The organism is Micromonospora sp. NPDC005173, from assembly GCF_040608515.1.
Classification (GTDB): Bacteria; Actinomycetota; Actinomycetes; order Mycobacteriales; family Micromonosporaceae; genus Micromonospora.
On the sequence record NZ_JBEXIK010000024.1, the window covers coordinates 77,952 to 101,335 of the forward strand.

At 68.5% G+C, this 23,384-nt stretch carries 22 protein-coding genes; all 22 read right to left on the reverse strand.

Features of this window, described 5'->3' with window-relative positions; genetic code table 11:
• Positions 1-2: 2 nt before the first annotated feature.
• On the reverse strand, positions 3-875 hold the full coding sequence (gene rpsC / locus ABZV00_RS24170) for a 30S ribosomal protein S3 (RefSeq protein WP_328420536.1): 873 nt from the start codon (positions 873-875) through the stop codon (positions 3-5).
• A complete protein-coding gene (gene rplV / locus ABZV00_RS24175; protein WP_089018943.1) occupies positions 875-1,333 on the reverse strand; it encodes a 50S ribosomal protein L22 in 459 nt (152 codons plus the stop codon). The genes rpsC and rplV overlap by 1 nt, the downstream gene beginning before the upstream one ends.
• 41 nt (positions 1,334-1,374) lie before the next feature.
• A complete protein-coding gene (gene rpsS / locus ABZV00_RS24180; RefSeq protein ID WP_007465299.1) occupies positions 1,375-1,656 on the reverse strand; it encodes a 30S ribosomal protein S19 in 282 nt (93 codons plus the stop codon).
• 12 nt (positions 1,657-1,668) lie between these two features.
• Entirely contained in the window at positions 1,669-2,508 is an 840-nt protein-coding gene (rplB, locus tag ABZV00_RS24185; protein WP_053653944.1) for a 50S ribosomal protein L2, read from the reverse strand.
• 12 nt (positions 2,509-2,520) lie between these two features.
• The gene (gene rplW / locus ABZV00_RS24190) at positions 2,521-2,823 is read right to left on the reverse strand and encodes a 50S ribosomal protein L23 (RefSeq protein ID WP_007465304.1); all 303 of its coding nucleotides are present in this window, start codon (positions 2,821-2,823) and stop codon (positions 2,521-2,523) included.
• On the reverse strand, positions 2,820-3,470 hold the full coding sequence (gene rplD, locus ABZV00_RS24195) for a 50S ribosomal protein L4 (RefSeq protein WP_234583436.1): 651 nt from the start codon (positions 3,468-3,470) through the stop codon (positions 2,820-2,822). Before rplD ends, rplW begins: the two co-directional genes overlap by 4 nt.
• Positions 3,467-4,132: a 50S ribosomal protein L3 gene (rplC, locus tag ABZV00_RS24200; RefSeq protein ID WP_328420545.1), complete on the reverse strand. Its 666-nt coding sequence runs from the start codon at positions 4,130-4,132 to the stop codon at positions 3,467-3,469. Before rplC ends, rplD begins: the two co-directional genes overlap by 4 nt.
• A gap of 11 nt (positions 4,133-4,143) precedes the next feature.
• Positions 4,144-4,452, reverse strand: a complete 309-nt coding sequence (gene rpsJ / locus ABZV00_RS24205) for a 30S ribosomal protein S10 (protein ID WP_007073037.1) — start codon at positions 4,450-4,452, stop codon at positions 4,144-4,146.
• Positions 4,453-4,804: 352 nt separating this feature from the next.
• Positions 4,805-5,998 carry an elongation factor Tu gene (tuf, locus tag ABZV00_RS24210; RefSeq protein ID WP_328420547.1) on the reverse strand — a complete coding sequence of 398 codons (1,194 nt, stop codon included), beginning with the start codon at positions 5,996-5,998 and terminating at the stop codon, positions 4,805-4,807.
• A 213-nt stretch (positions 5,999-6,211) separates the two neighbouring features.
• Entirely contained in the window at positions 6,212-8,308 is a 2,097-nt protein-coding gene (gene fusA, locus ABZV00_RS24215) for an elongation factor G (RefSeq protein WP_328420549.1), read from the reverse strand.
• Positions 8,309-8,382: 74 nt separating this feature from the next.
• Positions 8,383-8,853, reverse strand: a complete 471-nt coding sequence (gene rpsG / locus ABZV00_RS24220) for a 30S ribosomal protein S7 (protein WP_007465317.1) — start codon at positions 8,851-8,853, stop codon at positions 8,383-8,385.
• 1 nt (position 8,854) lies between these two features.
• On the reverse strand, positions 8,855-9,229 hold the full coding sequence (gene rpsL / locus ABZV00_RS24225) for a 30S ribosomal protein S12 (RefSeq protein WP_014440718.1): 375 nt from the start codon (positions 9,227-9,229) through the stop codon (positions 8,855-8,857).
• A 521-nt stretch (positions 9,230-9,750) separates the two neighbouring features.
• Complete coding sequence (locus tag ABZV00_RS24230) at positions 9,751-10,131, reverse strand: hypothetical protein (protein WP_328426107.1); 381 nt, start codon at positions 10,129-10,131, stop codon at positions 9,751-9,753.
• Between the two features lie 461 nt (positions 10,132-10,592).
• Positions 10,593-10,961, reverse strand: coding sequence for a hypothetical protein (locus tag ABZV00_RS24235; protein ID WP_355609865.1), 369 nt, complete (start codon positions 10,959-10,961; stop codon positions 10,593-10,595).
• 93 nt (positions 10,962-11,054) lie between these two features.
• Positions 11,055-14,945, reverse strand: coding sequence for a DNA-directed RNA polymerase subunit beta' (locus tag ABZV00_RS24240; protein ID WP_328420553.1), 3,891 nt, complete (start codon positions 14,943-14,945; stop codon positions 11,055-11,057).
• An 80-nt stretch (positions 14,946-15,025) separates the two neighbouring features.
• A complete protein-coding gene (locus tag ABZV00_RS24245) occupies positions 15,026-18,457 on the reverse strand; it encodes a DNA-directed RNA polymerase subunit beta (RefSeq protein ID WP_328420555.1) in 3,432 nt (1,143 codons plus the stop codon).
• A gap of 573 nt (positions 18,458-19,030) precedes the next feature.
• Positions 19,031-19,414 carry a 50S ribosomal protein L7/L12 gene (gene rplL / locus ABZV00_RS24250; protein ID WP_328420557.1) on the reverse strand — a complete coding sequence of 128 codons (384 nt, stop codon included), beginning with the start codon at positions 19,412-19,414 and terminating at the stop codon, positions 19,031-19,033.
• Between the two features lie 55 nt (positions 19,415-19,469).
• A complete protein-coding gene (rplJ, locus tag ABZV00_RS24255; protein ID WP_328420559.1) occupies positions 19,470-20,015 on the reverse strand; it encodes a 50S ribosomal protein L10 in 546 nt (181 codons plus the stop codon).
• A gap of 346 nt (positions 20,016-20,361) precedes the next feature.
• The gene (locus ABZV00_RS24260) at positions 20,362-21,051 is read right to left on the reverse strand and encodes a hypothetical protein (RefSeq protein WP_355609868.1); all 690 of its coding nucleotides are present in this window, start codon (positions 21,049-21,051) and stop codon (positions 20,362-20,364) included.
• A complete protein-coding gene (locus tag ABZV00_RS24265; protein ID WP_355609870.1) occupies positions 21,048-21,860 on the reverse strand; it encodes an ATP-binding cassette domain-containing protein in 813 nt (270 codons plus the stop codon). The genes ABZV00_RS24260 and ABZV00_RS24265 overlap by 4 nt, the downstream gene beginning before the upstream one ends.
• Positions 21,861-21,939: 79 nt before the next feature.
• Positions 21,940-22,656 (reverse strand): 50S ribosomal protein L1, encoded by a 717-nt coding sequence (gene rplA / locus ABZV00_RS24270; protein WP_328420565.1) that lies wholly within the window; start codon positions 22,654-22,656, stop codon positions 21,940-21,942.
• Positions 22,657-22,735: 79 nt separating this feature from the next.
• Positions 22,736-23,167: a 50S ribosomal protein L11 gene (gene rplK, locus ABZV00_RS24275; protein ID WP_354964806.1), complete on the reverse strand. Its 432-nt coding sequence runs from the start codon at positions 23,165-23,167 to the stop codon at positions 22,736-22,738.
• Positions 23,168-23,384 lie beyond the last annotated feature (217 nt).

Below are 23,384 nucleotides of genomic sequence, written 5' to 3' on the forward strand. Positions count from 1 at the left end.
TGTCAGCCCTCCTGCTGCGTTTCTGCCGGAGCGGAAGCCTTGGCGGCGACAGCAGCGCTGTCGACCGGCTCGCCGCTCGGAGTCTCGGCCTGCTGCGCGATGGTGGTCGCGGCAGCCCGGCCGGCCTCGGTGCCACCGGCAGTCGTGCCGGACGAACCGGACCGACCACGGCGCGGCCGCTCCGGACGGTCGCCACGCTCACCACGACGCGGACGAGACGGACCCGCCTCGGCCGGAGCCTCCCGGCCCGGAACCGCGTCGCCCTTGTAGATCCAGACCTTCACGCCGATCCGGCCGAAGGTGGTACGAGCCTCGAAGAAGCCGTACTCGATGTTGGCCCGCAGCGTGTGCAGCGGAACCCGGCCCTCGCGGTAGAACTCGGTCCGGCTCATCTCGGCGCCGCCGAGACGACCCGAGACCTGCACCCGAATGCCCTTGCAGACCGGGTTCTTCATCGCGGACTGCATGGCCTTGCGCATCGCCCGACGGAAGCTGACCCGGCTGGACAGCTGCTCGGCCACGCCCTGCGCGACAAGCTGTGCGTCCGACTCGGGGTTCTTCACCTCGATGATGTTCAGCTGCACCTGCTTGCCGGTGAGCTTCTCGAGCTCGCCGCGGATCCGGTCGGCCTCCGCACCCTTACGGCCGATGACAATGCCCGGCCGCGCGGTGTGGATGTCGACCCGGACCCGGTCGCGGGTGCGCTCGATGTCGACCTTGGAAATGCCGGCGCGCTCCAGGCCCTTGGACATCATCCGGCGGATTTTGACATCCTCGCCGATGTAGTCCTTGTAGAGCTTGTCCGCGAACCAGCGGGACTTCCAGTCGGTCGAGATGCCGAGCCGGAACCCAGTGGGGTGAACCTTCTGACCCATTACTCGGCGTCCTCCGTCTTGCTCTGCGCTTCGGCCGGTGCGGCCTGCGTCGCCGGGGCGGCCTTCTTCGCCGCGGCCTTCCTCGGCGCTGCCGGCGCGACCGCCTCGACCGCCACGGTGATGTGGCAGGTGCGCTTGCGGATCCGGTACGCCCGGCCCTGCGCCCGCGGCTGGAACCGCTTCATCGTCGGGCCCTCGTCCACGAACGCCTCGCTCACGAGCAGCGCATCGGGGTCCAGCCGCTCGTTGTTCTCCGCGTTGGCGATCGCGCTAGCGAGCACCTTGTACACCTGCTCGCTCGCAGCCTGCGGCGCGAACTGCAGCACCGTGAGAGCCTCCTTCGCGGGCAGGCCGCGGACGAGGTTGACCACCCGGCGCGCCTTCATCGGCGAGATGCGCACGTGCCGCGCAACCGCCCGCGCGCCCGGAAGCACCGGAGCGTCGCCCTTTCCTGGCATCGCTGTAACCCCTTGTTCCCTCTATCCGTATGCCCGCGGCGTCAGCGCCGACGGCTCTTCCGGTCGTCCTTCTCGTGACCCTTGAACGTGCGGGTCAGCGCGAACTCGCCGAGCTTGTGCCCGACCATCGCCTCGGTCACGAACACCGGGACGTGCTTGCGTCCGTCGTGCACCGCGATCGTGTGCCCGAGCATCTCCGGGATGATCGTCGAGCGCCGCGACCAGGTCTTGATCACGTTCTTCGAGCCCTTGTCGTTCTGAACTTCCACCTTCTTGAGCAGGTGGTCGTCGACGAACGGGCCCTTCTTCAGGCTGCGAGGCATGTCTTATCTCCCTCAGCCGCGCTTACGCGTGGCGTAGCGACGGCGGACGATCAGCCGGTCACTCGGCTGGCCCTTACGGCGGGTGCGGCCCTCGGGCTTACCCTGCGGGTTGACCGGGTGGCGACCACCGGAGGTCTTACCCTCACCACCACCGTGCGGGTGGTCGACCGGGTTCATGGCGACACCACGGACGGTCGGGCGCTTGCCCTTCCACCGCATCCGGCCGGCCTTGCCCCAGTTGATGTTCGACTGATCGGCGTTGCCGATCTCGCCGACGCTGGCGCGGCAGCGCACGTCCACCCGCCGGATCTCACCGGACGGCATACGCAGGGTCGCGTACGCGCCCTCCCGGCCGAGCAGCTGGATACCGACGCCGGCGGACCGGGCCAGCTTGGCCCCGCCACCCGGACGCAGCTCCACGTTGTGAATCGTGGTACCGACCGGGATGTTGCGCAGCGGCAGGTTGTTGCCGGGCTTGATGTCGGCGCCCGGGCCGGACTCGACGCGGTCGCCCTGCTTCATGTCCTTCGGCGCGAGGATGTACCGCTTCTCGCCGTCGGCGTAGTGCAGCAGCGCGATGCGCGCCGTGCGGTTCGGGTCGTACTCGATGTGAGCGACCTTCGCCGGCACGCCGTCCTTGTCGACCCGCTTGAAGTCGATCAGACGGTACTGGCGCTTGTGACCGCCACCGTGGTGCCGCGTGGTGATCCGGCCGTGGGCGTTACGCCCGCCCTTCTTCGGCAACGGAGCCAGCAGCGACTTCTCCGGCGTGGACCGGGTGATCTCGGCGAAGTCGGCGACACTGGAGCCTCGTCGGCCCGGCGTCGTCGGCTTGTATTTACGGATAGCCATTGTCTACACCCCTCAGCTGACCGGGCCGCCGAAGGCCTCGATACGGTCACCGTCAGCCAGCTTCACGATCGCCCGCTTGGTCGCCTTGCGCTGACCGAAGCCGGTCTTGGTGCGCTTGCGCTTACCCTGGCGGTTGAGCGTGTTGACCGTCAGGACGCGGACGTTGAAGATCTGCTGGATAGCGATCTTGATCTCGGTCTTGTTCGCGTCCGGGTGCACCAGGAAGGTGTACCAGTTCCGGTTCAGCTCGCTGTAGCTCTTCTCCGAGACGACCGGCGCCACGATGATGTCGCGCGGGTCGGCGATGGTGCTCACTTGCCACCCTCCTCGGTGGTCTCGGCGGGCACGCCCAGGAACTCGTCCAGGGCGTCCTTGGTGAAGACCACGTCGTCGGCCACCAGCACGTCGTACGTGTTCAGCTGGCCGGACTCGATCAGGTGCACCCGCGGCTCGTTGCGCAGGGACACCCAGTTCAGCTCGTCGGTGCTGCTCAGCACGACCAGGACCCGACGGGCCTCGGTGAGCTTGGTCAGCGTGGCCAGGGCCGCCTTGGTCGACGGCTTCTCGCCCGAGACGAACGCCTCGACGACGTGCACCTGCCCGGCGCGGGCCCGGTCGGAGAGGGCACCCCGCAGCGCGGCGGCCTTCATCTTCTTCGGGGTCCGCTGGCTGTAGTCGCGCGGCACGGGACCGTGCACCACGCCACCGCCGGCGAACTGCGGCGCGCGGATCGAGCCCTGCCGGGCGCGACCGGTGCCCTTCTGCTTGTACGGCTTCTTGCCGCCACCGGCGACCTCGCCGCGGGTCTTGGCCTTGTGCGTGCCCTGTCGGGCCGCCGCGAGCTGGGCCACCACGACCTGGTGCATCAGCGCGACGTTGGCTTGCACGTCGAAGATGTCAGCCGGCAGCTCGACGGAGCCGCTGGTGCTGCCTTCGACGGTGCGCACGTCAACGGTGGTCACTTGGCCGCACCGCCCTTCTTCACCTTGCTCTTGGCCGCGGTACGGACCAGAACCAGCGCGCCCTTGGGACCAGGAATGGCACCACGGACGAGCAGGAGGTTGTTCTCGGTGTCGACCGCCTGGACGGTGAGGTTCTGCACGGTGTACCGCACGCCACCCATCCGGCCGGCCATCCGGGTGCCCTTGAAGACACGACCCGGAGTGGCGCAGGCGCCGATGGAACCGGGCGAGCGGTGCTTGCGCTCGACACCGTGGCTGGCACGCAGACCGTGGAAGCCGTGCCGCTTCATCGGACCGGCGTAGCCCTTGCCCTTGGTCTTGCCGGTGACGTCGATCGTGACGCCGGCCGGGAACTCGTCGACCGTGACCTCCTGGCCGAGCGAGTACTCCCCAGCGTCCGTGGTGCGCAGCTCGACGATGTGCCGGCGCGGCGCCACGTCCGCCTTCGCGTAGTGCCCGCTGATCGGCTTCTTGACCTTGCGCGGGTCGATGATGCCGTACGCCAGCTGGACCGCGGAGTAACCGTCCTTCTCGGCGCTACGAACCTGGCTGATGACGCACGGGCCGGCCTCGACCACGGTCACGGGAACAACACGGTTGTTGTCCCAGACCTGGGTCATGCCGAGCTTGGCGCCCAGGATCCCCTTGACTTGCCTGTCCATTTGTCCGGTCCCTACAGCTTGATCTCGATGTCGACGCCAGCCGGCAGGTCGAGGCGCATGAGCGAGTCGACCGTCTTCGGAGTCGGGTCGATGATGTCGATCAGCCGCTTGTGCGTGCGCATCTCGAAGTGCTCGCGCGAGTCCTTGTACTTGTGCGGCGAGCGGATAACGCAGAAACGGTTGATCTCCGTGGGCAGCGGCACCGGGCCCGCGACCTGCGCCCCGGTGCGCGTCACCGTCTCGACGATCTTCCGAGCCGAGGAGTCGACGACCTCGTGGTCATAGGCCTTGAGCCGGATGCGGATCTTCTGTCCCGCCATGGTGGCTTCTGTTCCTTCTCTCGATGCCGCTGTGTTGCGGGCGCCTGTGCCGGCTGGCACAGGCCCACTTCGCCGACCCCCGCGGTCGGGCGTGTCGCGCCCTCGGGCCGGGCTCCGCCCCGGAACTCCGGAGCGGTCCTGACCGCGCGGTGGGTCAAGGCGCCGATCGCATTACGCGACCTGAACGCCGTGCGAGGGTGGTTGGCGACCCAGGGTCACCAACCACCCCAACGCTCGACTGTGCCGCCACCCGGAGGTTCAGCGAAGGCCGAACACAGGCGACGAACTGTCGTTACGCAACCTGACTAGTATGCCGCACGACCGGCGGCGGGTCTAATCGGGGTTACCTAGTTCACTTCAAGATCTTGGTGACGAACCCGGCGCCGACGGTGCGGCCACCCTCGCGGATCGCGAACTTGAGGTTGTCCTCCATGGCGATGGGCTGGATCAGCTTCACCGTCATGGAAGTGTTGTCACCCGGCATGACCATCTCGGTGCCCTCGGGGAGGGTGACGACACCGGTGACGTCCGTGGTCCGGAAGTAGAACTGCGGGCGGTAGTTCTGGAAGAACGGGGTGTGCCGGCCGCCCTCCTCCTTGGAGAGGATGTAGACCGTCGCCTCGAACTCCGTGTGCGGGGTGTTCGAGCCCGGCTTCACGACGACCATGCCGCGCTCGACCTCGTCGCGCTTGGTGCCACGCAGCAGCAGACCGACGTTCTCGCCTGCGCGGGCGTCGTCCAGGGTCTTCCGGAACATCTCGATCGCGGTGACCTTGGTCTTGAAGCTCTTCTCCCGGATACCGACGAGCTCAACATCCTCGTTCGGCAGGAGAACGCCGCGCTCGACCCGACCGGTGACGACGGTGCCACGACCGGTGATCGTGAACACGTCCTCGACCGGCATCAGGAACGGCTTGTCGACATCGCGCTCCGGCTGCGGGATCGAGGTGTCGACCGCGGTCATCAGGTCCAGCAGCTTGCCGGTCCACTCGGGGTCACCCTCGAGGGCCTTCAGCGCCGAAACCCGCACGACCGGCAGGTCGTCACCCGGGTACTCCTGCGAGGAGAGCAGCTCGCGGACCTCGAGCTCGACGAGCTCCAGGAGCTCCTCGTCATCGACCATGTCGCTCTTGTTGAGCGCCACGACGATGTACGGCACACCGACCTGACGGGCCAGCAGCACGTGCTCGCGGGTCTGCGGCATCGGGCCGTCAGTCGCCGCCACCACCAGGATCGCGCCGTCCATCTGCGCGGCACCGGTGATCATGTTCTTGATGTAGTCGGCGTGCCCAGGGCAGTCGACGTGCGCGTAGTGCCGCGACTCGGTCTGGTACTCGACATGCGCGATCGAGATCGTGATGCCGCGGGCCTTCTCCTCCGGCGCCTTGTCGATCTCGTCGAACGGCGTGTAGGGGTTCAGGTCCGGGTACTGGTCGTGCAGGACCTTGGTGATGGCCGCCGTCAGCGTCGTCTTACCGTGGTCGATGTGACCAATGGTGCCGATGTTGACGTGCGGCTTAGTCCGCTCGAACTTAGCCTTCGCCACTGGTGTCCTCCTGTGGACTTCTTGGTTCGTACGCCCGGCGCGCCGGTCGGCGCTTAGGACTCTGTCGACAGCCTTTCCGGCCTGAACGACCGGAGAGCTTTTGTGGGTTCTGCGGCGATGAAGCCTACAGGCCCGGTCTCACGCAATCCGATCGTGGTGGCCGCGGGCGGGTGAAACCTCCCGCGACCAACCACGAATCACCTGCTCAGAGCGTTACTCGCCCGTTGCCTTGGCGATGATCTCCTTCGCGACGCTCTGCGGAACCTCGGCGTAGGAGTCGAACTGCATGCTGTAGCTAGCCCGGCCCTGGGTCTTCGACCGCAGGTCGCCGACGTAGCCGAACATCTCCGACAACGGCACCAGAGCCCGGACGATGCGGGCGCCACTGCGCTCCTCCATCGCCTGGATGATGCCACGGCGGGAGTTGAGGTCGCCGATGACGTCACCCATGTTCTCCTCAGGAGTGGTGACTTCAACGGCCATCATCGGCTCGAGCAACGCGGGGTCGGCCTTGCGGGCCGCCTCCTTCATCACCATCGAACCGGCGATCTTGAATGCCATTTCCGAGGAGTCGACCTCGTGGTACTGGCCGTCCAGCAGGGTCAGCTTCACACCGACCAGCGGGAAGCCTGCCAGGATGCCGTACTGCAGGGCGTCCTGCGCACCGGCGTCCACCGACGGGATGAACTCCCGCGGGATGCGGCCACCGCTGACAGCGTTGGCGAACTCGTAGGTCGGCGAGTCGTTGTCCAGCGGCAGCGGCTCGACGCTCACGATCACGCGGGCGTACTGGCCGGAACCACCGGTCTGCTTCTTGTGGGTGTACTCGATCTTCTCCACCTTGCGGCGGATCGTCTCGCGGTACGCCACCTGCGGCTTGCCGACGTTGGCCTCGACGTTGAACTCACGCCGCATCCGGTCGACAAGGATGTCCAGGTGCAGCTCACCCATGCCGGAGATGACCGTCTGACCGGTCTCCTCGTCCAGCCGGACGCGGAAGGTCGGGTCCTCCTCGGCCAGCCGCTGGATGGCCGTGCCCAGCTTCTCCTGGTCGGACTTGGTCTTCGGCTCGATCGCCACCGAGATGACCGGCTCCGGGAAGGTCATCGACTCCAGGATCACCGGGTTCGCCGGGTCGGAGAGGGTGTCGCCGGTGGTGGTCTGCTTGAGACCCTGCACGGCGATGATGTCGCCGGCCTGCGCCGACGGACGCTCTTCCCGCTTGTTGGCGTGCATCTGGTAGATCTTGCCGATCCGCTCCTTGCGGTCCTTGGTGGAGTTGACCACCTGGGAGCCGGACTCGAGCAGGCCGGAGTAGACCCGGACGTAGGTGAGCTTGCCGAGGTGCTTGTCCGTCTGGATCTTGAAGGCCAGGCCGGAGAAGGGCTCCGACTTGGACGGCTTCCGGATCAGCGGGGTCTCGCCATCGGGAGCCGTACCCTCGATGGCCGGAACGTCCAGCGGCGACGGCAGGAAGTCGACCACGGCGTCGAGCATGGGCTGGACGCCCTTGTTCTTGAACGCCGAGCCGCAGAGCACCGGGTTGGCCTTGCCAGCGATGGTGGCACGCCGGATGGCGGCCTTGATCTCCTCAACGGAGACCTCGTCGCCTTCCAGGTACTTCTCCATCACCGAGTCGTCGACGTCGGCCAGGGTCTCCATCAGCTTCTCGCGCCACTCGGCCGCGGAGTCGGCCAGCTCGGCCGGGATCTCCTCGATCGCGTAGTCGTCACCCTTCTGGGTCTCCCCACGCCAGGTGAGAGCGCGCATGCCGATCAGGTCGACGACGCCGATGTGGTCGCCCTCGAGCCCGATCGGGATCTGGAGCACCAGCGGGGTGGCGTTGAGCCGGTCGATCATCATCTGCACGCAGCGGAAGAAGTCGGCGCCGGTCCGGTCGAGCTTGTTGACGAAGCACATCCGCGGGACGTTGTACTTGTCGGCCTGCCGCCAGACGTTCTCCGTCTGCGGCTCCACGCCGGCGACACCGTCGTAGACCGCGACCGCACCATCCAGCACCCGCAGCGACCGCTCGACCTCGACCGTGAAGTCGACGTGGCCAGGCGTGTCGATGATCTGGATCGTGTGGCCCTTCCACTCACACTTGGTAGCAGCGGAGGTGATGGTGATACCACGCTCCTGCTCCTGCTCCATCCAGTCCATGACGGCAGCGCCCTCGTGGACCTCACCGATCTTGTACGTGATGCCGGTGTAGAACAGGATCCGCTCGGTGGTCGTGGTCTTACCGGCATCGATGTGCGCCATGATGCCGATGTTGCGTACGTTGGCGAGCGCGTCTGCGGCGGCCACTTCAATCCCTACTTATCGTCGTCTCGACTCAACTGGTGGCGGTTCCGGCGCCCGAGGGCGCCGGAACCAGGGTGTTACCAGCGGTAGTGCGCGAAGGCCTTGTTGGACTCGGCCATCTTGTGCGTGTCCTCGCGCCGCTTGACGGCGGCACCGAGGCCGTTGCTCGCGTCCAGCAGCTCGTTCATCAGCCGCTCGACCATGGTCTTCTCGCGCCGGGCGCGGGAGTAGGTGACCAGCCAGCGCAGGCCCAGCGTGGTCGCCCGGGTGGGACGGACCTCGACCGGAACCTGGTAGGTGGCGCCACCGACACGACGGCTGCGCACCTCGAGGGTCGGCTTGACGTTGTCCATCGCCCGCTTGAGGGTGACGACCGGGTCGGTGCCGGACTTCTCGCGGCAGCCCTCGAGGGCCGCGTACACGATGGATTCGGCGAGCTGACGCTTGCCACGGAGCAGGATCTTGTTCACCAGCTGGGTGACCAGCGGCGAGTTGTACACCGGGTCAGCGACCAGTGGCCGCCGCGGAGCGGGTCCCTTACGCGGCATGTCAGCTCTTCTCCTTCTTCGCGCCGTAACGGCTGCGCGCCTGCTTGCGGTTGCGGACACCCTGGGTGTCCAGCGAGCCGCGAACGATCTTGTAACGCACGCCGGGGAGGTCCTTCACCCGGCCGCCGCGAACGAGCACGATCGAGTGCTCCTGCAGGTTGTGACCGACGCCCGGGATGTAGGCGGTCACCTCGATCTGGCTGCTGAGCTTCACACGAGCGACCTTGCGCAGCGCCGAGTTCGGCTTCTTGGGGGTGGTGGTGTACACGCGGGTGCACACGCCGCGCCGCTGAGGGGAACCCTTCAGCGCCGGGGTCTTGGTCTTGCTCGTCTTTGCTTGGCGGCCCTTTCGGACCAGCTGCTGGATCGTGGGCACCGGGTTTCTCCGCTCCCTTCGGCCGCAGTCTTGCGGCCGCGCCGTCTGCTCGTTAGCCGGCCTGATGACCGGCTCTCCTACATTCCGACCAGGGCCACCTTGCGGCGGTCCCGGCACCCGCGGTCGGGCGTGTCGCCCAGCTCACGGTCCCGGTGCGGACGCTTTCGCGGCGTACCGGGGTCTGTCACCGGCACGCGGGTCGCCCCGCCCCGGATCTTTGGCTTGTCGTGCCGCCGTCCGGACTCCGGAACCAGCGCACGCACGAGTTGCCCGGGCACGCCCGGGCACAAGGGGAAAGACTACCTACCACAGCCGCACAGGTCAAAACGGAATGGCCCGGCGAATGACTCACACCCGCCAGCCGGATCTCGTCCTGCCCCGTCGCCCGCGATGGGCACCTACGACTACAAGTGTACCGGCTTCCCCGCCGGACCACCCGTCGCCCCCATCCCGGGCACCCGCGACCTGGTGCGCCACCTGCGCTGCCCCCCGCCGGAGGGCTGATCCGACGGTGACCAGCCTCACGCCAGGGAGATCACCAGCGCCAGGCCCAGGCCCAGCAGGCTGAGCAGCGCTCCCCCCGCACCGCAGCTGATCCCCGCCACCGCCAGGCCGCGGCCGGTGAAGCGGACGGCGGGTGGTGGAGCCGGCCGGCGGATCTGCCGCTGACCGAGCAGGCCGGCGACGACCGCGGCCACCCCGGCCAGCACGCCGAGTACGGCGAACGCCCCGGACGCCCACGCCCCTCCGTAGTTCGAGAAGGCCACCCCGAAGCAGGTCACCAGCAGCGCGACGAGGAGCGACGCGATCCCGGCCACCAGCGCCCCGACGGCCAGCCCGGAGGTGACCGGTGGCACGTCCAGGTACACCACGCCGAACGGCGTGCCGGGTACCTGCTCCACCCGCTTCGGCGGCCGGCGCTGGTCGTCGGTCGGTGGCGGCGGCACCGACCGGCCCGGCGCCGCACCCCATGCGGGGGCATGACCCGCCGGCGGCTGTCCCCAGCCCGTAGGCGCCCCATACCCGCCCGTCGGTCCGGACGACGGCGCGGGCGGTGGTGGCGTGCCCCCACCCGGCACGGACGGGATCGGGGCACCCCACTGAGGCGAGGACGCCGGCGCCGTACCCGGGTCGGGGAAGGCGGCGGGCGAGCCCGGCTGCCCGGTCGGATCGGGCCGCGCCCAGCCGCTCGGCTCGGACGGGCCCGGGGCCCGGTCCGGCGCGCCAGGATTCCCGGCTGGTTCGTCCGGGGGCCGCGCCGGTTCCGTCACGAGGTCCTCCTGTCGACAGGGCCGCCACCGCCGCGCGGCGGACACCGGCCAGGCTACCGCCGGGGGCGCCGCCGCCGGCGGCTGCGGGCCGCTCAGTCCATGTTCGAGGGGTAGTCGTGGCCGAACGGCGCACCGGCCAACCGGACCACGCCGACCACCACCGCGGCCACCACGCTGACCGCGACCAGCACCAGACCCGCCCAGGCCATCCGCTCCCCGCGCCGCAGCCAGGCCCCGCCGGTCAGAAAGCCCCCCGAGGCGTACGCCTCCCGGCGCGCCTGCCTGGCCAACTGGAGCGCCACCGTGGCGGGTACCACCCCGCCGATGAACAGGCCGGTCAGCAGGCCGAGCAGGCCCAGCGCGAAGACAGCCCGCGCCTTCGTGCTGCGGGCCGGGTCGGGATCGAGCGGGTGGCGCGGGCTCTGCTGCGCCACGGACACCTGCCCGGGTGCGGTCGTCATGCCTCCATCATGCCGAACCCGGCCTGCGGGTGGGCAGGTCCGGACGCGACGAGACCCCCGGCGGATGCCGGGGGCCTCGTCGTGCGTTGGTGCTTAGCGGTACGACCCGAAGTCGAAGTCGTCCAGCGGCACAGCCTGCCCGCTGGCCGGCCCGAACCCGTAGTCGGTCTCCGGGTACCCGGTCATCGAGTAGACCTTGGCCTTGGCCTCCTCGGTCGGCTCCACCCGGACGTTGCGGTACTTGCTGATACCGGTACCGGCCGGGATGAGCTTGCCGATGATCACGTTCTCCTTGAGGCCGACCAGCGAGTCGCTGCGCGAGTTGATCGCAGCGTCGGTCAGCACCCGGGTGGTCTCCTGGAAGGAGGCCGCGGAGAGCCAGGAGTCGGTGGCCAGCGAGGCCTTGGTGATACCCATCAGCACCGGACGGCCGGCGGCAGGCTCGCCGCCCTCCGAGACGAGCCGGCGGTTCTCCGACTCGAACAGTGCCCGGTCGACCAGCACACCCGGCAGGAACTCGGTCGAGCCGGAGTCGATGACCGTCACCCGCTTGAGCATCTGGCGAATGATGATCTCGATGTGCTTGTCGTGGATGAGCACACCCTGCGAGCGGTAGACCTCCTGGACCTCCTGGGTCAGGTGGACCTGGACCGCCCGCGGACCCATGATCCGCAGAAGCTCGTGCGGGTCGATGGTGCCCTCGGTCAGCTTCTCGCCGACCGCGACGTGACCGCCGTCGTGGGTCCGCAGCCGGACCCGCTTGGAGATCTTGTCGTAGACGATCTCCTCGCTGCCGTCGTCCGGAACCACGATGATCTTCCGCGAGCGCTCGCCGTCCTCGATCCGGATCCGGCCGGGGGTGTCGGCGATGGGCGCCTTACCCTTCGGGACCCGAGCCTCGAAGATTTCCTGGACACGCGGCAGACCCTGGGTGATGTCCTCACCCGCGACACCACCGGTGTGGAAGGTACGCATCGTCAGCTGCGTACCCGGCTCACCGATCGACTGGGCGGCGATGATGCCGACCGCCTCGCCGACGTCCACGGTCTTGCCGGTCGGCAGCGAGCGCCCGTAGCAGGCACCGCAGACACCCAGCTTCGACTCGCAGGTGAGCACACTGCGCACCCGGACCGTCTCCACGCCGGCGGCGACGATCTTGTCGACCCCGATGGAGTTGATGTCCTGACCCCGCTCGGCGACGACGGTGCCGTCCGGCCCCTTGATGTCGTCGGCCAGGGTACGGGCGTGCACGCTGGTCTCGGCGTGCTCGTGCACGACCAGCTTGCCACCCTCCAGGCGCTCACCGATCTGCATCGGGATCGCCCGGTCGGTGCCGCAGTCCTCCTCGCGGATGATCACGTCCTGCGAGACGTCCACCAGACGACGGGTCAGGTAACCCGAGTCAGCGGTCCGCAGCGCGGTGTCGGCGAGACCCTTACGGGCACCGTGCGTGGAGATGAAGTACTCCAGCACGGACAGACCCTCCCGGTAGCTGGCCTTGATCGGCCGCGGGATGATCTCGCCCTTCGGGTTGGCCACCAGACCACGGATCGCCGCGATCTGCCGGAGCTGGAGCAGGTTACCGCGGGCACCCGAGTTGATCATCTTCCACAGTGGGTTCTCCTGCGGCAGCGCGGTGTCCATCTCCTTGGCGACCTCGTTGGTCGCCTTGGTCCAGATCTCGATGAGCTCGCCGCGACGCTCCTCGGCGGTCATCAGACCACGCTGGTACTGCTTGTCGATCCGGTCGGCTTCCTTCTCGTACTTCGCCAGGATCTCCGCCTTGCGCGGCGGAGCGATGACGTCCTCCATGCCGATCGTGACGCCGGACCAGGTGGCCCAGTGGAAACCGGCCTCCTTGAGCCCGTCCAGGGTGGCGGCAAGCGCCACCTTGGGGAAACGCTCGGCGAGGTCGTTGACGATCGCGGAGAGCTGACCCTTGCGGATCTCGTAGTTCACGAAGCGGTAGCCCTGCGGCAGCGTCTCGTTGAACAGCACCCGACCCAGCGTCGTGTCCACGGTCAGCGGGTCACCCTCGACCCAGCCCTCCGGGGCGGTCCACTGCTCGGCACCGGCGCCGTTGTCGACCCCGGTCACGCCGCGCAGCCGGATCCGCACCGGCGCCTGCAGGTGCAGCTCACCGTTGTCGAACGCCATCCGCGCCTCGGCGTCCGAGCTGAATGCCCGGCCCTCGCCCTTCTCACCAGGGGTGAAGTGGGTGAGGTGGTAGAGACCGATGACCATGTCCTGGGTGGGCATGGTGACCGGCTTGCCGTCGGCCGGCTTGAGGATGTTGTTCGACGACAGCATCAGGATCCGCGCCTCGGCCTGGGCCTCGGCGGACAGCGGCACGTGCACCGCCATCTGGTCACCGTCGAAGTCGGCGTTGAACGCCGTGCAGACCAGCGGGTGGATCTGGATCGCCTTGCCCTCGACCAGCTGCGGCTCGAAGGCCTGGATGCCCAGGCGGTGCAGGGTCGGCGCCCGGTTGAGCAGTACCGGGTGCTCGCCGATGACCTCTTCCAGCACGTCCCACACGACCGGGCGCTGCCGCTCGACCATCCGCTTGGCGGACTTGATGTTCTGCGCGTGGTTGAGGTCGACCAGCCGCTTCATCACGAACGGCTTGAACAGCTCCAGCGCCATCTGCTTGGGCAGACCGCACTGGTGCAGCTTGAGCTTCGGGCCGACCACGATGACCGAACGGCCGGAGTAGTCGACGCGCTTGCCCAGCAGGTTCTGCCGGAACCGGCCCTGCTTGCCCTTGAGCATGTCGGACAGCGACTTGAGCGGGCGGTTACCCGGACCGGTGACCGGCCGGCCGCGGCGGCCGTTGTCGAACAGTGCGTCGACGGCCTCCTGGAGCATCCGCTTCTCGTTGTTGACGATGATCTCGGGCGCGCCGAGGTCGATCAGCCGCTTGAGGCGGTTGTTCCGGTTGATCACGCGGCGGTACAGGTCGTTCAGGTCCGAGGTCGCGAACCGGCCACCGTCGAGCTGCACCATCGGGCGCAGGTCCGGCGGGATGACCGGGACGCAGTCCAGCACCATGCCGAGCGGCGAGTTGCGGGTGTTCAGGAACGCCGCCACGACCTTGAGCCGCTTGAGCGCCCGGATCTTCCGCTGGCCCTTGCCGGACCGGATGGTCTCCCGCAGGCTCTCGGCCTCGGCGTCGAGGTCCATGTTCTGGACCAGCGCCTTGATCGCCTCGGCGCCCATGGAACCGGTGAAGTACTCACCGAACCGGTCGCGCAGCTCGCGGTAGAGCAGCTCGTCGGTGACCAGCTGCTTCGGCTCCAGCTTGCGGAAGGTGTCCAGCACCTCGTCCAGGCGGTCGATCTCGCGCTGGGCCCGGTCGCGGATCTGGCGCATCTCGCGCTCTCCGCCCTCCTTGACCTTGCGCCGGACGTCCGCCTTGGCACCCTCGGCCTCCAGCTCGGCCAGGTCGGCCTCGAGCTTGGCGGCCCGCTTCTCGATCTCCGAGTCGCGGCTGTTCTCGGACTGCCGCTTCTCGGCCAGGATCTCGTTCTCGATCGTCGAGAGGTCACGGTGACGCGACTCCGCGTCCACGCTCGTCACGACGTACGAGGCGAAGTAGATGATCTTCTCGAGGTCCTTGGGGGCGAGGTCCAGCAGGTAGCCCAGCCGGCTCGGCACGCCCTTGAAGTACCAGATGTGGGTCACCGGAGCGGCCAGCTCGATGTGGCCCATCCGCTCACGACGGACCTTGGAGCGAGTCACCTCGACGCCGCAGCGCTCACAGATGATGCCCTTGAACCGGACGCGCTTGTACTTACCGCAGTAGCACTCCCAGTCCCGCTGCGGACCGAAGATCTTCTCGCAGAAGAGCCCGTCCTTCTCCGGCTTGAGGGTGCGGTAATTGATCGTCTCAGGCTTCTTGACCTCGCCGTGCGACCACTGACGGATGTCGTCGGCGGTGGCGAGACCAATGCGCAGCTCGTCGAAGAAGTTGACGTCGAGCACTATGTCCCCTATGTCGTCGTCTGTACTGCTAATTCTCGGGCGAGGTCGGGGGCCGGCAGGCCGGCCCCCGACCGCTCACCTCAGACCTCTTCGACCGAGCTCGGCTCGCGCCGGGACAGGTCGATGCCCAGCTCCTCAGCGGCCCGGAACACCTCGTCGTCGGTCTCGCGCATCTCCAGGGCCACACCGTCGCTGGACAGCACCTCAACGTTGAGGCACAGCGACTGCAGCTCCTTGAGCAGCACCTTGAACGACTCCGGGATGCCCGGCTCCGGGATGTTCTCGCCCTTGACGATGGCCTCGTAGACCTTCACCCGGCCGAGCACGTCGTCGGACTTGATCGTGAGCAGCTCCTGCAGGGCGTACGCGGCGCCGTACGCCTGCATCGCCCAGCACTCCATCTCACCGAAGCGCTGACCACCGAACTGCGCCTTACCACCCAGCGGCTGCTGCGTGATCATCGAGTACGGGCCGGTCGACCGTGCGTGGATCTTGTCGTCGACCAGGTGGTTGAGCTTCAGGATGTAGATGTAGCCGACCGCGATCGGGTCCGGCAGCGGCTCACCGGAGCGACCGTCGAACAGCTGCGCCTTACCACTGGAACCGATCAGCTGGTTGCCGTCCCGGTTGGGCAGGGTCGACGAGAGCAGACCGGCGATCTCCTCCTCGCGGGCGCCGTCGAAGACCGGGGTGGCCACGTTCGTGTCCCCCTCGGACTCGTGCGCGCCGATCGACCGCAGCTGCTTCTTCCAGGACGCGTCGTCGCCCTCGACCTTCCAGCCGGTCTTGGCGACCCAGCCGAGGTGGGTCTCGAGCACCTGGCCGATGTTCATCCGGCTCGGCACACCCAGCGGGTTGAGCACGATGTCGACGGGGGTGCCGTCTTCCAGGAACGGCATGTCCTCGATCGGCAGGATCTTGGAAATGACGCCCTTGTTACCGTGCCGGCCGGCGAGCTTGTCGCCGTCCTGAATCTTCCGCTTCTGGGCCACGTACACCCGGACCAGCTCGTTGACGCCCGGAGGCAGCTCGTCGCCGTCCTCGCGGGAGAAGGTACGCACACCGATGACCGTGCCGGTCTCGCCGTGCGGCACCTTCAGCGAGGTGTCCCGGACCTCACGCGCCTTCTCACCGAAGATCGCGCGAAGCAGCCGCTCCTCCGGGGTCAGCTCGGTCTCACCCTTGGGCGTGACCTTGCCGACCAGGATGTCGCCGGGGACGACCTCCGCACCGATCCGGATGATGCCGCGCTCGTCGAGGTCAGCGAGCATTTCCTCGCTGACGTTCGGGATGTCGCGGGTGATCTCCTCCGGGCCGAGCTTGGTGTCCCGAGCGTCGACCTCGTGCTCCTCGATGTGGATCGAGGTGAGCACGTCCTGCTGCACGAGGCGCTGCGACAGGATGATCGCGTCCTCGTAGTTGTGGCCTTCCCAGCACATGAACGCCACGAGCAGGTTGCGCCCGAGCGCCATCTCGCCCTCGTCGGTGCAGGGACCGTCGGCGATGACCTGACCGGCCTCGACGCGGTCGCCCTCGAAGACGACCGGCTTCTGGTTGACGCAGGAGCCGGCGTTGGAGCGGCGGAACTTGTGCAGCAGGTACGTCCGGCGGTGGCCGTCGTCCTGGTGGATGGTGACGTAGTCGGCGCAGAGATCCTCGATCACACCGCCGACCTCGGCGACCACCACGTCGCCAGCGTCGACCGCGGCCCGGTACTCCATGCCCGTACCCACCAGCGGCGCCTCGGCCTTGACCAGCGGCACTGCCTGGCGCTGCATGTTCGCGCCCATCAGTGCCCGGTTGGCGTCGTCGTGCTCGAGGAACGGGATCATGGCGGTCGCGACCGAGGTCATCTGCCGCGGCGACACGTCCATGTAGTCGACGGCGCCGGGGACGACGTCCTCGGTCTCGCCGCCCTTACGACGACACAGGACCCGGTCCTCGGCGAAGGTGCCGTCGGCCCGCAGCGGCGCGTTGGCCTGGGCCTTGACGAACCGGTCCTCCTCGTCCGCGGTCAGGTAGTCGATCTGGTCGGTGACCCGACCCTCGATGACCTTCCGGTACGGCGTCTCGATGAAGCCGAACGGGTTGACCCGGGCGAAGGTGGACAGCGCGCCGATCAGGCCGATGTTCGGGCCTTCCGGCGTCTCGATCGGGCACATCCGGCCGTAGTGGGACGGGTGCACGTCACGGACCTCGAAGCCGGCCCGCTCCCGGGACAGACCACCCGGGCCGAGCGCGCTCAGCCGACGCCGGTGGGTCAGGCCCGCCAGCGGGTTGGTCTGGTCCATGAACTGGGACAGCTGCGACGTCCCGAAGAACTCCTTGATCGCCGCCACCACCGGGCGGATGTTGATCAGGGTCTGCGGGGTGATCGCCTCGACGTCCTGCGTGGTCATCCGCTCGCGGACGACCCGCTCCATCCGGGACAGGCCGACCCGAACCTGGTTCTGGATCAGCTCACCCACGGTGCGCAGGCGCCGGTTGCCGAAGTGGTCGATGTCGTCGGCCTCGTAGCCATCCTCACCGGCGTGCAGCCGGCAGAGGTACTCCACGGTGGCGACGATGTCGTCCTCGGTCAGCGTGCCGGTGGTGATTGGCACGCCGACTTCGAGCTTCTTGTTGAACTTGTAGCGCCCGACCTTGGCGACGTCGTACCTCTTCGGGTTGAAGAAGAGGTTGTCGAGCAGGGTCTGGGCGTTCTCGCGCGTCGGCGGCTCGCCAGGGCGGAGCTTGCGGTAGATATCGAGCAGGGCCTCGTCCTGGCCGGCGATGTGGTCCTTCTCGAGCGTGGTCATCATCAGCTCGGACCAGCCGAACCGCTCGCGGATCCGCTCGGCCGACCATCCGACGGCCTTGAGCAGGACGGTGACGGCCTGCCGACGCTTGCGGTCGATGCGTACGCCGACCGTGTCGCGCTTGTCGATGTCAAACTCCAGCCAGGCACCCCGGCTCGGGATGACCTTGACGCTGGAGAGGTCGCGGTCGGAGGTCTTGTCCGGCTGCTTGTCGAAATACACGCCCGGGGACCGGACGAGCTGGCTGACCACGACGCGCTCGGTGCCGTTGATGACGAAGGTGCCCTTGGGCGTCATCATCGGGAAGTCACCCATGAACACCGTCTGGCTCTTGATCTCGCCAGTGGTGTTGTTGGTGAACTCCGCGGTCACGAAGAGCGGAGCGCAGTAGGTCAGGTCCTTCTCCTTGCACTCCTCGATCGAGGCCTTGACCTCGTCGAAGCGCGGCGCCGAGAAGGAAAGTGACATGGTGCCGGAGAAGTCCTCAATGGGACTGATCTCTTCAAGGATCTCCGCGAGACCCGAGCGTGCGTGCGGGTCGTCCGCCGACCGGCCCTGCCAACCCTCGTTGCCGACGAGCCAGTCGAAGGACTCGTTCTGAATGGCGAGGAGGTTGGGGACCTCGAGGTGTTCGGTGATCCTGCCGAATGAAACTCGGCGGGGAGCGAATGCGCTCGACGTACGACTGGTCTTCGCAGGGCGGGAAGCTGCCAAGATGCGTCCTTCCGAGGACCGGTGCTGCAGAACGGCTGGTACGCGTGCACTCCAATGACCCCACCAGAAATATCCGTAAACGGACATTTCCGAGCAGGGGTCTAGTCGGAAGGCAGCGCAAACTAGCAGTGTAGCCGAGAGGCTAACCGCTGTCCAGCCCACCCCGCAGGCCGTTTGCGGAACGTGCCTCGGCCCCCGGAAAACCGGGGTCTGCCGGGCCGCTCGGAACGCAACGTTCCCGCTGGGCCGCTCGGGTTGCAGCGGCTGATGGTGCCGCCGTTGTCATTACCCACTTCGTGGCCGTCGCAAGCGCGGTGTCTTGCTGGTGCCAGCGTGCCTGGCAGCCCGGGGTCGCGTCAAGGGCCGCTATCCGGGTTGTCCGTTCTTTCCCACCGGAGAGCGACCCGCCGCACTCGTCCGGGTACCACAGCGGCGGTCTTCGGCACCCAGCTCAGGACGGTTGCCAAAGGCCCACCAACACCGCGGGCGGCGATCCGTGTCGGATCGCCGCCCGCCGCGACGCGATCGTGTCCCGGCTCAGCGAGCCGGGCACAGCGCTGGTGGAACGTCAGGTCACTTGAGGGTGACCTTGGCGCCCTCGCCCTCGAGCTTGGCCTTGGCCTTGTCGGCGGTCTCCTTGTTGACCTTCTCCAGGATGGCCTTCGGAGCGGACTCGACCGCGTCCTTGGCCTCCTTGAGGCCCAGGCCGGTCAGCTCACGCACGACCTTGATGACCTGGATCTTCTTGCCACCGTCAGCCTCGAGGATGACGTCGAACTCGTCCTTCTCCGGCTCGGCCTCGGCGGCGGCCGGGGCGGCACCCGGGCCGGCAACGGCGACCGGAGCAGCGGCGGTGACCTCGAAGGTCGTCTCGAACTGCTTCACGAACTCGGAGAGCTCGATCAGCGTCATCTCCTTGAACGCGTCGAGCAGCTCGTCGGTGCTGAGCTTCGCCATATCTGGCGTCCTTTCCTGAATCTAATAAAGTAAGAACTGGTGCGCTCGGACGGCCTCAGGCCGCCTCGGCGCTCTCCTTCTCGCGCTTGTCCTGCAGGGCAGCCGCCAGACGGGCGGTCTTCGACAACGGGGCCTGGAACAGGGCCGCAGCCTTGCTCAGGTTGCCCTTCATCGCGCCGGCCAGCTTGGCCAGCAGCACCTCGCGGGACTCCAGGTCGGCGAGCTTCGTGACCTCGGCCGCGGAAATGGCCTTGCCCTCGAAGACACCGCCCTTGATGACGAGCTTCGGGTTGGCCTTCGCGAAATCGCGAAGCCCCTTCGCCGCCTCGACGACGTCGCCCGAAACGAAAGTCAGCGCGGTAGGACCGGTGAACAGCTCGTCGAGGCCAGTGATGCCCGCGTCCGTCGCAGCACGCTTCGCCAGCGTGTTCTTCGCGACCATGTAGCTGGTCTCGGCACCGAGCGAGCGCCGCAGCTGGGTGAGCTGGGAAACCGTCAGACCGCGGTACTCGGTCAGCACGGTGGCACCCGAGCTGCGGAAGCTCTCGGTCAGCTCAGCGACGGCCGTGGCCTTGTCGGCCCGGATCGGCTTGTCCGCCATGTCCCTCCTCTCTCGTTACTCGAGGCTGGTCCCCGTCGTGGCCGAAGCCGGAACGGGGGCGGAGGCAGCACGACAACGAGAAAAGCCCCGGCGCAGGGCGCACGGGGCGAGGGCCGGCGGATCGTCACGGTCGGCGGACCATGCTCACTGCCGAGTTACGCTTGCCGCCCTGCGCGGGTCGCCCGATGTCGCGGGACCTTCGACCGTGCCGAAGCACGGTGACCAGCGGTCTCTGGGTGGTTCCTCATCCATGACAACACGGATGACGTTTGAAGAGTACGCGACCCCATGACCAGCACCAAATCGCCCCGTGTGAGACAGGCCACCACCGGTTGTCCCGGGCGCCTCAGCCCCGGGCCCGCCGCCGCCACAGGTAGCCGCCGACGGCCGCGCCGCTCCAGACCACGGCCCAGGCGGTGAGCCCGAGCAGAGTGAGCGCGGCGGCATCGCCCGCGGTGGTCCGCGCCGTGGCCATGATCGGCGGCGCCAGCCAGGGAGCCACCGAACCGGCCAGGCCGAGCACCACCGCACCGACGCAGCCGAGGGCCAGCACCGCGACGCCGTACCCGGCACCGCCCACGGACGCCCGGCTGGCCAGGGCACCGAGGGCCACCCCGGCGGGTATGGCCAGCAGATGCGCCCACAGCCCGAGCGCGACGCCCACCGGCACCGACCGGTCCGTCGGGTCGACCGGGCCGGTGACCCCACCGACCAGCCACGGGAAGACCAGCGCGACGGCCACCGCGATCAGCGCCGCAACACCGGCGGCGAGCAGCCCGGCCACCCGCTCCCGGGCCACCCCGACCGTGACCTGGGCCAGCCGGCGCTGCACGTCCGGCTCAACGTCTAACAGGATCTTGGTCTGCCAGGCGAGCACCGGGAAGAGCACCACCGCGGAGACGCCGTACGCCTCCGCCGGCTGGGCCCGGCCGCCGCCGTACAGGGTGCCGAGTGCGACCAGGCCGGCGAGCAGCGGTGCCACCGCCCGTCCGGTACGCAGGAAACCGGCCAGCCGCAGCCGGATCAGGGCGCTCACCGGGCCTCCCCGACGGTTGGTTCGACCGCCACGCCCGCACCGTCCACGGCCACCGGCTCCCCCAACGGGGCCGTCGACGCGTCGGGACGTACCCGCAGCACGTGGTGGCCCTCGGCGCGCAACCGGGCGACGGTGCCGGCTACCCGCGCGGCCGGCACCGCGACCTCGACCACCGCGATCGTCTCGTCCGGTGGCGACGTCTCCTCGGTCACGGTGCCGTCGGCCACCATCCAGCGGCGAGCGCCCGGCAGCCGGACCGTTTCACCGCGGTGGTCGCTCACCAGGACCGCACCGCCGGCGATCAGCACCTCGTGGATCAACTCGGGCACCAGCTCGCGAGTGGTGGCGTCCAGGCCCTCCCACGGCTCGTCGAGGACCAGCAGGCCCGGCGGACGCAGCATCGCCTGGGCCAGGCCCACCTTCTGCGCGGTGCCCTTGGACAGCTCCGGCAGGCCGACCGCGCGGAACGCGGCCAGCCCGAGCCGGTCGGTCCAGGTCGTCACCGCCTCGTCGGCCGCCGCGCGGCCCAGCCCGACCATCCGGGCCATCCCGGTCAGGTAGCGGACCACGGTGAAGGGCTGGTCGGCCGGGAAGCGCTCCGGCACCCAGCCCACCCGGCCGGGCCGGTCGGTGACCCGCCCCCGGCCCGGCCGGAGCACGCCGGCGGCCACCTGGAGCAGGGTCGACTTGCCCACCCCGTTCCGGCCCAGCACGACCGCCACCTCACCCGGACCGATCCGCACGTCCACGCCCCGCAGCACCCACGGCCCACGCCGGTGGTACCGCAACCAGACGTCCTCCAGTCGCATGCGGTCGAGCCTGCCACACCTGAGACGCGCCGGGGCGCCGCCACAGTGTGGCGGCGCCCCGGTGGAGCGGAGTGTCGGCTCAGGCCTCGGCCGAGCCCTCCTGCAGGTTCTTCACCACGTTCGGGTCGACCGGGACGCCCGGGCCCATCGTGGTGGTGAGGACGACCTTCTTGAGGTACTTGCCCTTCGCCGAGGATGGCTTGGCGCGCAGCACCTCGTCGAGCACCGCCGCGTAGTTGTCCACCAGCTGGCTCTCGGTGAAGGAGGCCTTGCCGATGATCAGGTGCAGGTTGGAGTGCTTGTCCACCCGGAAGGTGATCTTGCCGCCCTTGATGTCCTGCACCGCCTTGGTGACGTCCATGGTCACCGTGCCGGTCTTCGGGTTCGGCATGAGACCGCGCGGGCCCAGGATCCGCGCGATCCGGCCGATCTTGGCCATCTGGTCCGGCGTGGCGATCGCCGCGTCGAAGTCGAGCCAACCACCCTGGATCCGGGCGACGAGCTCGTCGGTGCCCACCTCGTCCGCACCCGCCGCGGCGGCCTCTTCGGCCTTCGCGCCGGCGGCGAAGACGATCACGCGGGCGGTCTTACCGGTGCCGTGCGGCAGGTTGACCACGCCGCGGACCATCTGGTCCGCCTTGCGGGGGTCGACGCCGAGGCGCATGGCGACCTCGACCGTGGCGTCGAACTTGACGTTGGTGGTCTCCTTGGCCAGCTTCACGGCCTCAGAGGGGGTGTAGAGCTTGGACCGGTCGATGACATCGGCGGCCTTGAGGTAGCTCTTGCTGCGCTGCATTGCTGATTACTCCTGTGGTCTCTGGCGGGCCGCTCGGCGCGGGCCCTCCCACGGTTCGGGTCGTTGGCCGGGGCCGACGTCAGTCGTTGACGGTGATGCCCATCGACCGGGCGGTGCCGGCGATGATCTTCTCGGCCTGGGCCAGGTCGTTGGCGTTGAGGTCGGCCATCTTCTTCTCGGCGATCTCACGCAGCTGGGCGCGGCTGACCGAGCCGACCTTCTCGCTCTGCGGGACGCCGGAGCCCTTCTGCACACCAGCGGCCTTGATCAGCAGCCGGGCGGCGGGCGGGGTCTTCAGAACGAAGGTGAAGGACCGGTCCTCGTACACGCTGATCTCGGCGGGGACGATGTCGCCCCGCTGGGACTCGGTCTGCGCGTTGTAGGACTTGCAGAACTCCATGATGTTCACGCCGTGCTGGCCGAGCGCGGGGCCGACCGGCGGCGCCGGCGTGGCCTGGCCCGCCGGCAGCTGAAGCGTGAACGTCTTGACGAGCTTCTTCTTCGGAGGCATGTCACTTCCTGGGGCTTGGAGCTGGGAAAATGCGGCTGACGCCGCCCTCGAGGCGCGCACGGTCAGCGCGGTGCGACAGCGGCGACGTTCAAGAGTAGCGCAGGCCGCAGCCCACTCGTCCGCCGAGGTCGAGCGGGAGGGCGTACGCCGACGTCGGCGGCGGGCCGGGCGCCCTGGAAGACGCCGACCGCGCCGTGCCCGGGCGAGGTCACCAGCG

What these genes read in the sequence shown, in the direction of transcription:
- rpsC (WP_328420536.1), bottom strand. Translation starts at nt 875, where the DNA reads ATGGGTCAGAAGGTTCACCCCACTGGGTTCCGGCTCGGCATCTCGACC.
- rplV (WP_089018943.1), bottom strand. Translation starts at nt 1,333, where the DNA reads ATGCCAGGAAAGGGCGACGCTCCGGTGCTTCCGGGCGCGCGGGCGGTT.
- rpsS (WP_007465299.1), bottom strand. Translation starts at nt 1,656, where the DNA reads ATGCCTCGCAGCCTGAAGAAGGGCCCGTTCGTCGACGACCACCTGCTC.
- rplB (WP_053653944.1), bottom strand. Translation starts at nt 2,508, where the DNA reads ATGGCTATCCGTAAATACAAGCCGACGACGCCGGGCCGACGAGGCTCC.
- rplC (WP_328420545.1), bottom strand. Translation starts at nt 4,132, where the DNA reads ATGGACAGGCAAGTCAAGGGGATCCTGGGCGCCAAGCTCGGCATGACC.
- rpsJ (WP_007073037.1), bottom strand. Translation starts at nt 4,452, where the DNA reads ATGGCGGGACAGAAGATCCGCATCCGGCTCAAGGCCTATGACCACGAG.
- rpsG (WP_007465317.1), bottom strand. Translation starts at nt 8,853, where the DNA reads ATGCCGCGTAAGGGACCCGCTCCGCGGCGGCCACTGGTCGCTGACCCG.
- ABZV00_RS24235 (WP_355609865.1), bottom strand. Translation starts at nt 10,961, where the DNA reads ATGACGACCGCACCCGGGCAGGTGTCCGTGGCGCAGCAGAGCCCGCGC.
- rplL (WP_328420557.1), bottom strand. Translation starts at nt 19,414, where the DNA reads ATGGCGAAGCTCAGCACCGACGAGCTGCTCGACGCGTTCAAGGAGATG.
- rplJ (WP_328420559.1), bottom strand. Translation starts at nt 20,015, where the DNA reads ATGGCGGACAAGCCGATCCGGGCCGACAAGGCCACGGCCGTCGCTGAG.
- ABZV00_RS24265 (WP_355609870.1), bottom strand. Translation starts at nt 21,860, where the DNA reads ATGCGACTGGAGGACGTCTGGTTGCGGTACCACCGGCGTGGGCCGTGG.
- rplA (WP_328420565.1), bottom strand. Translation starts at nt 22,656, where the DNA reads ATGCAGCGCAGCAAGAGCTACCTCAAGGCCGCCGATGTCATCGACCGG.
- rplK (WP_354964806.1), bottom strand. Translation starts at nt 23,167, where the DNA reads ATGCCTCCGAAGAAGAAGCTCGTCAAGACGTTCACGCTTCAGCTGCCG.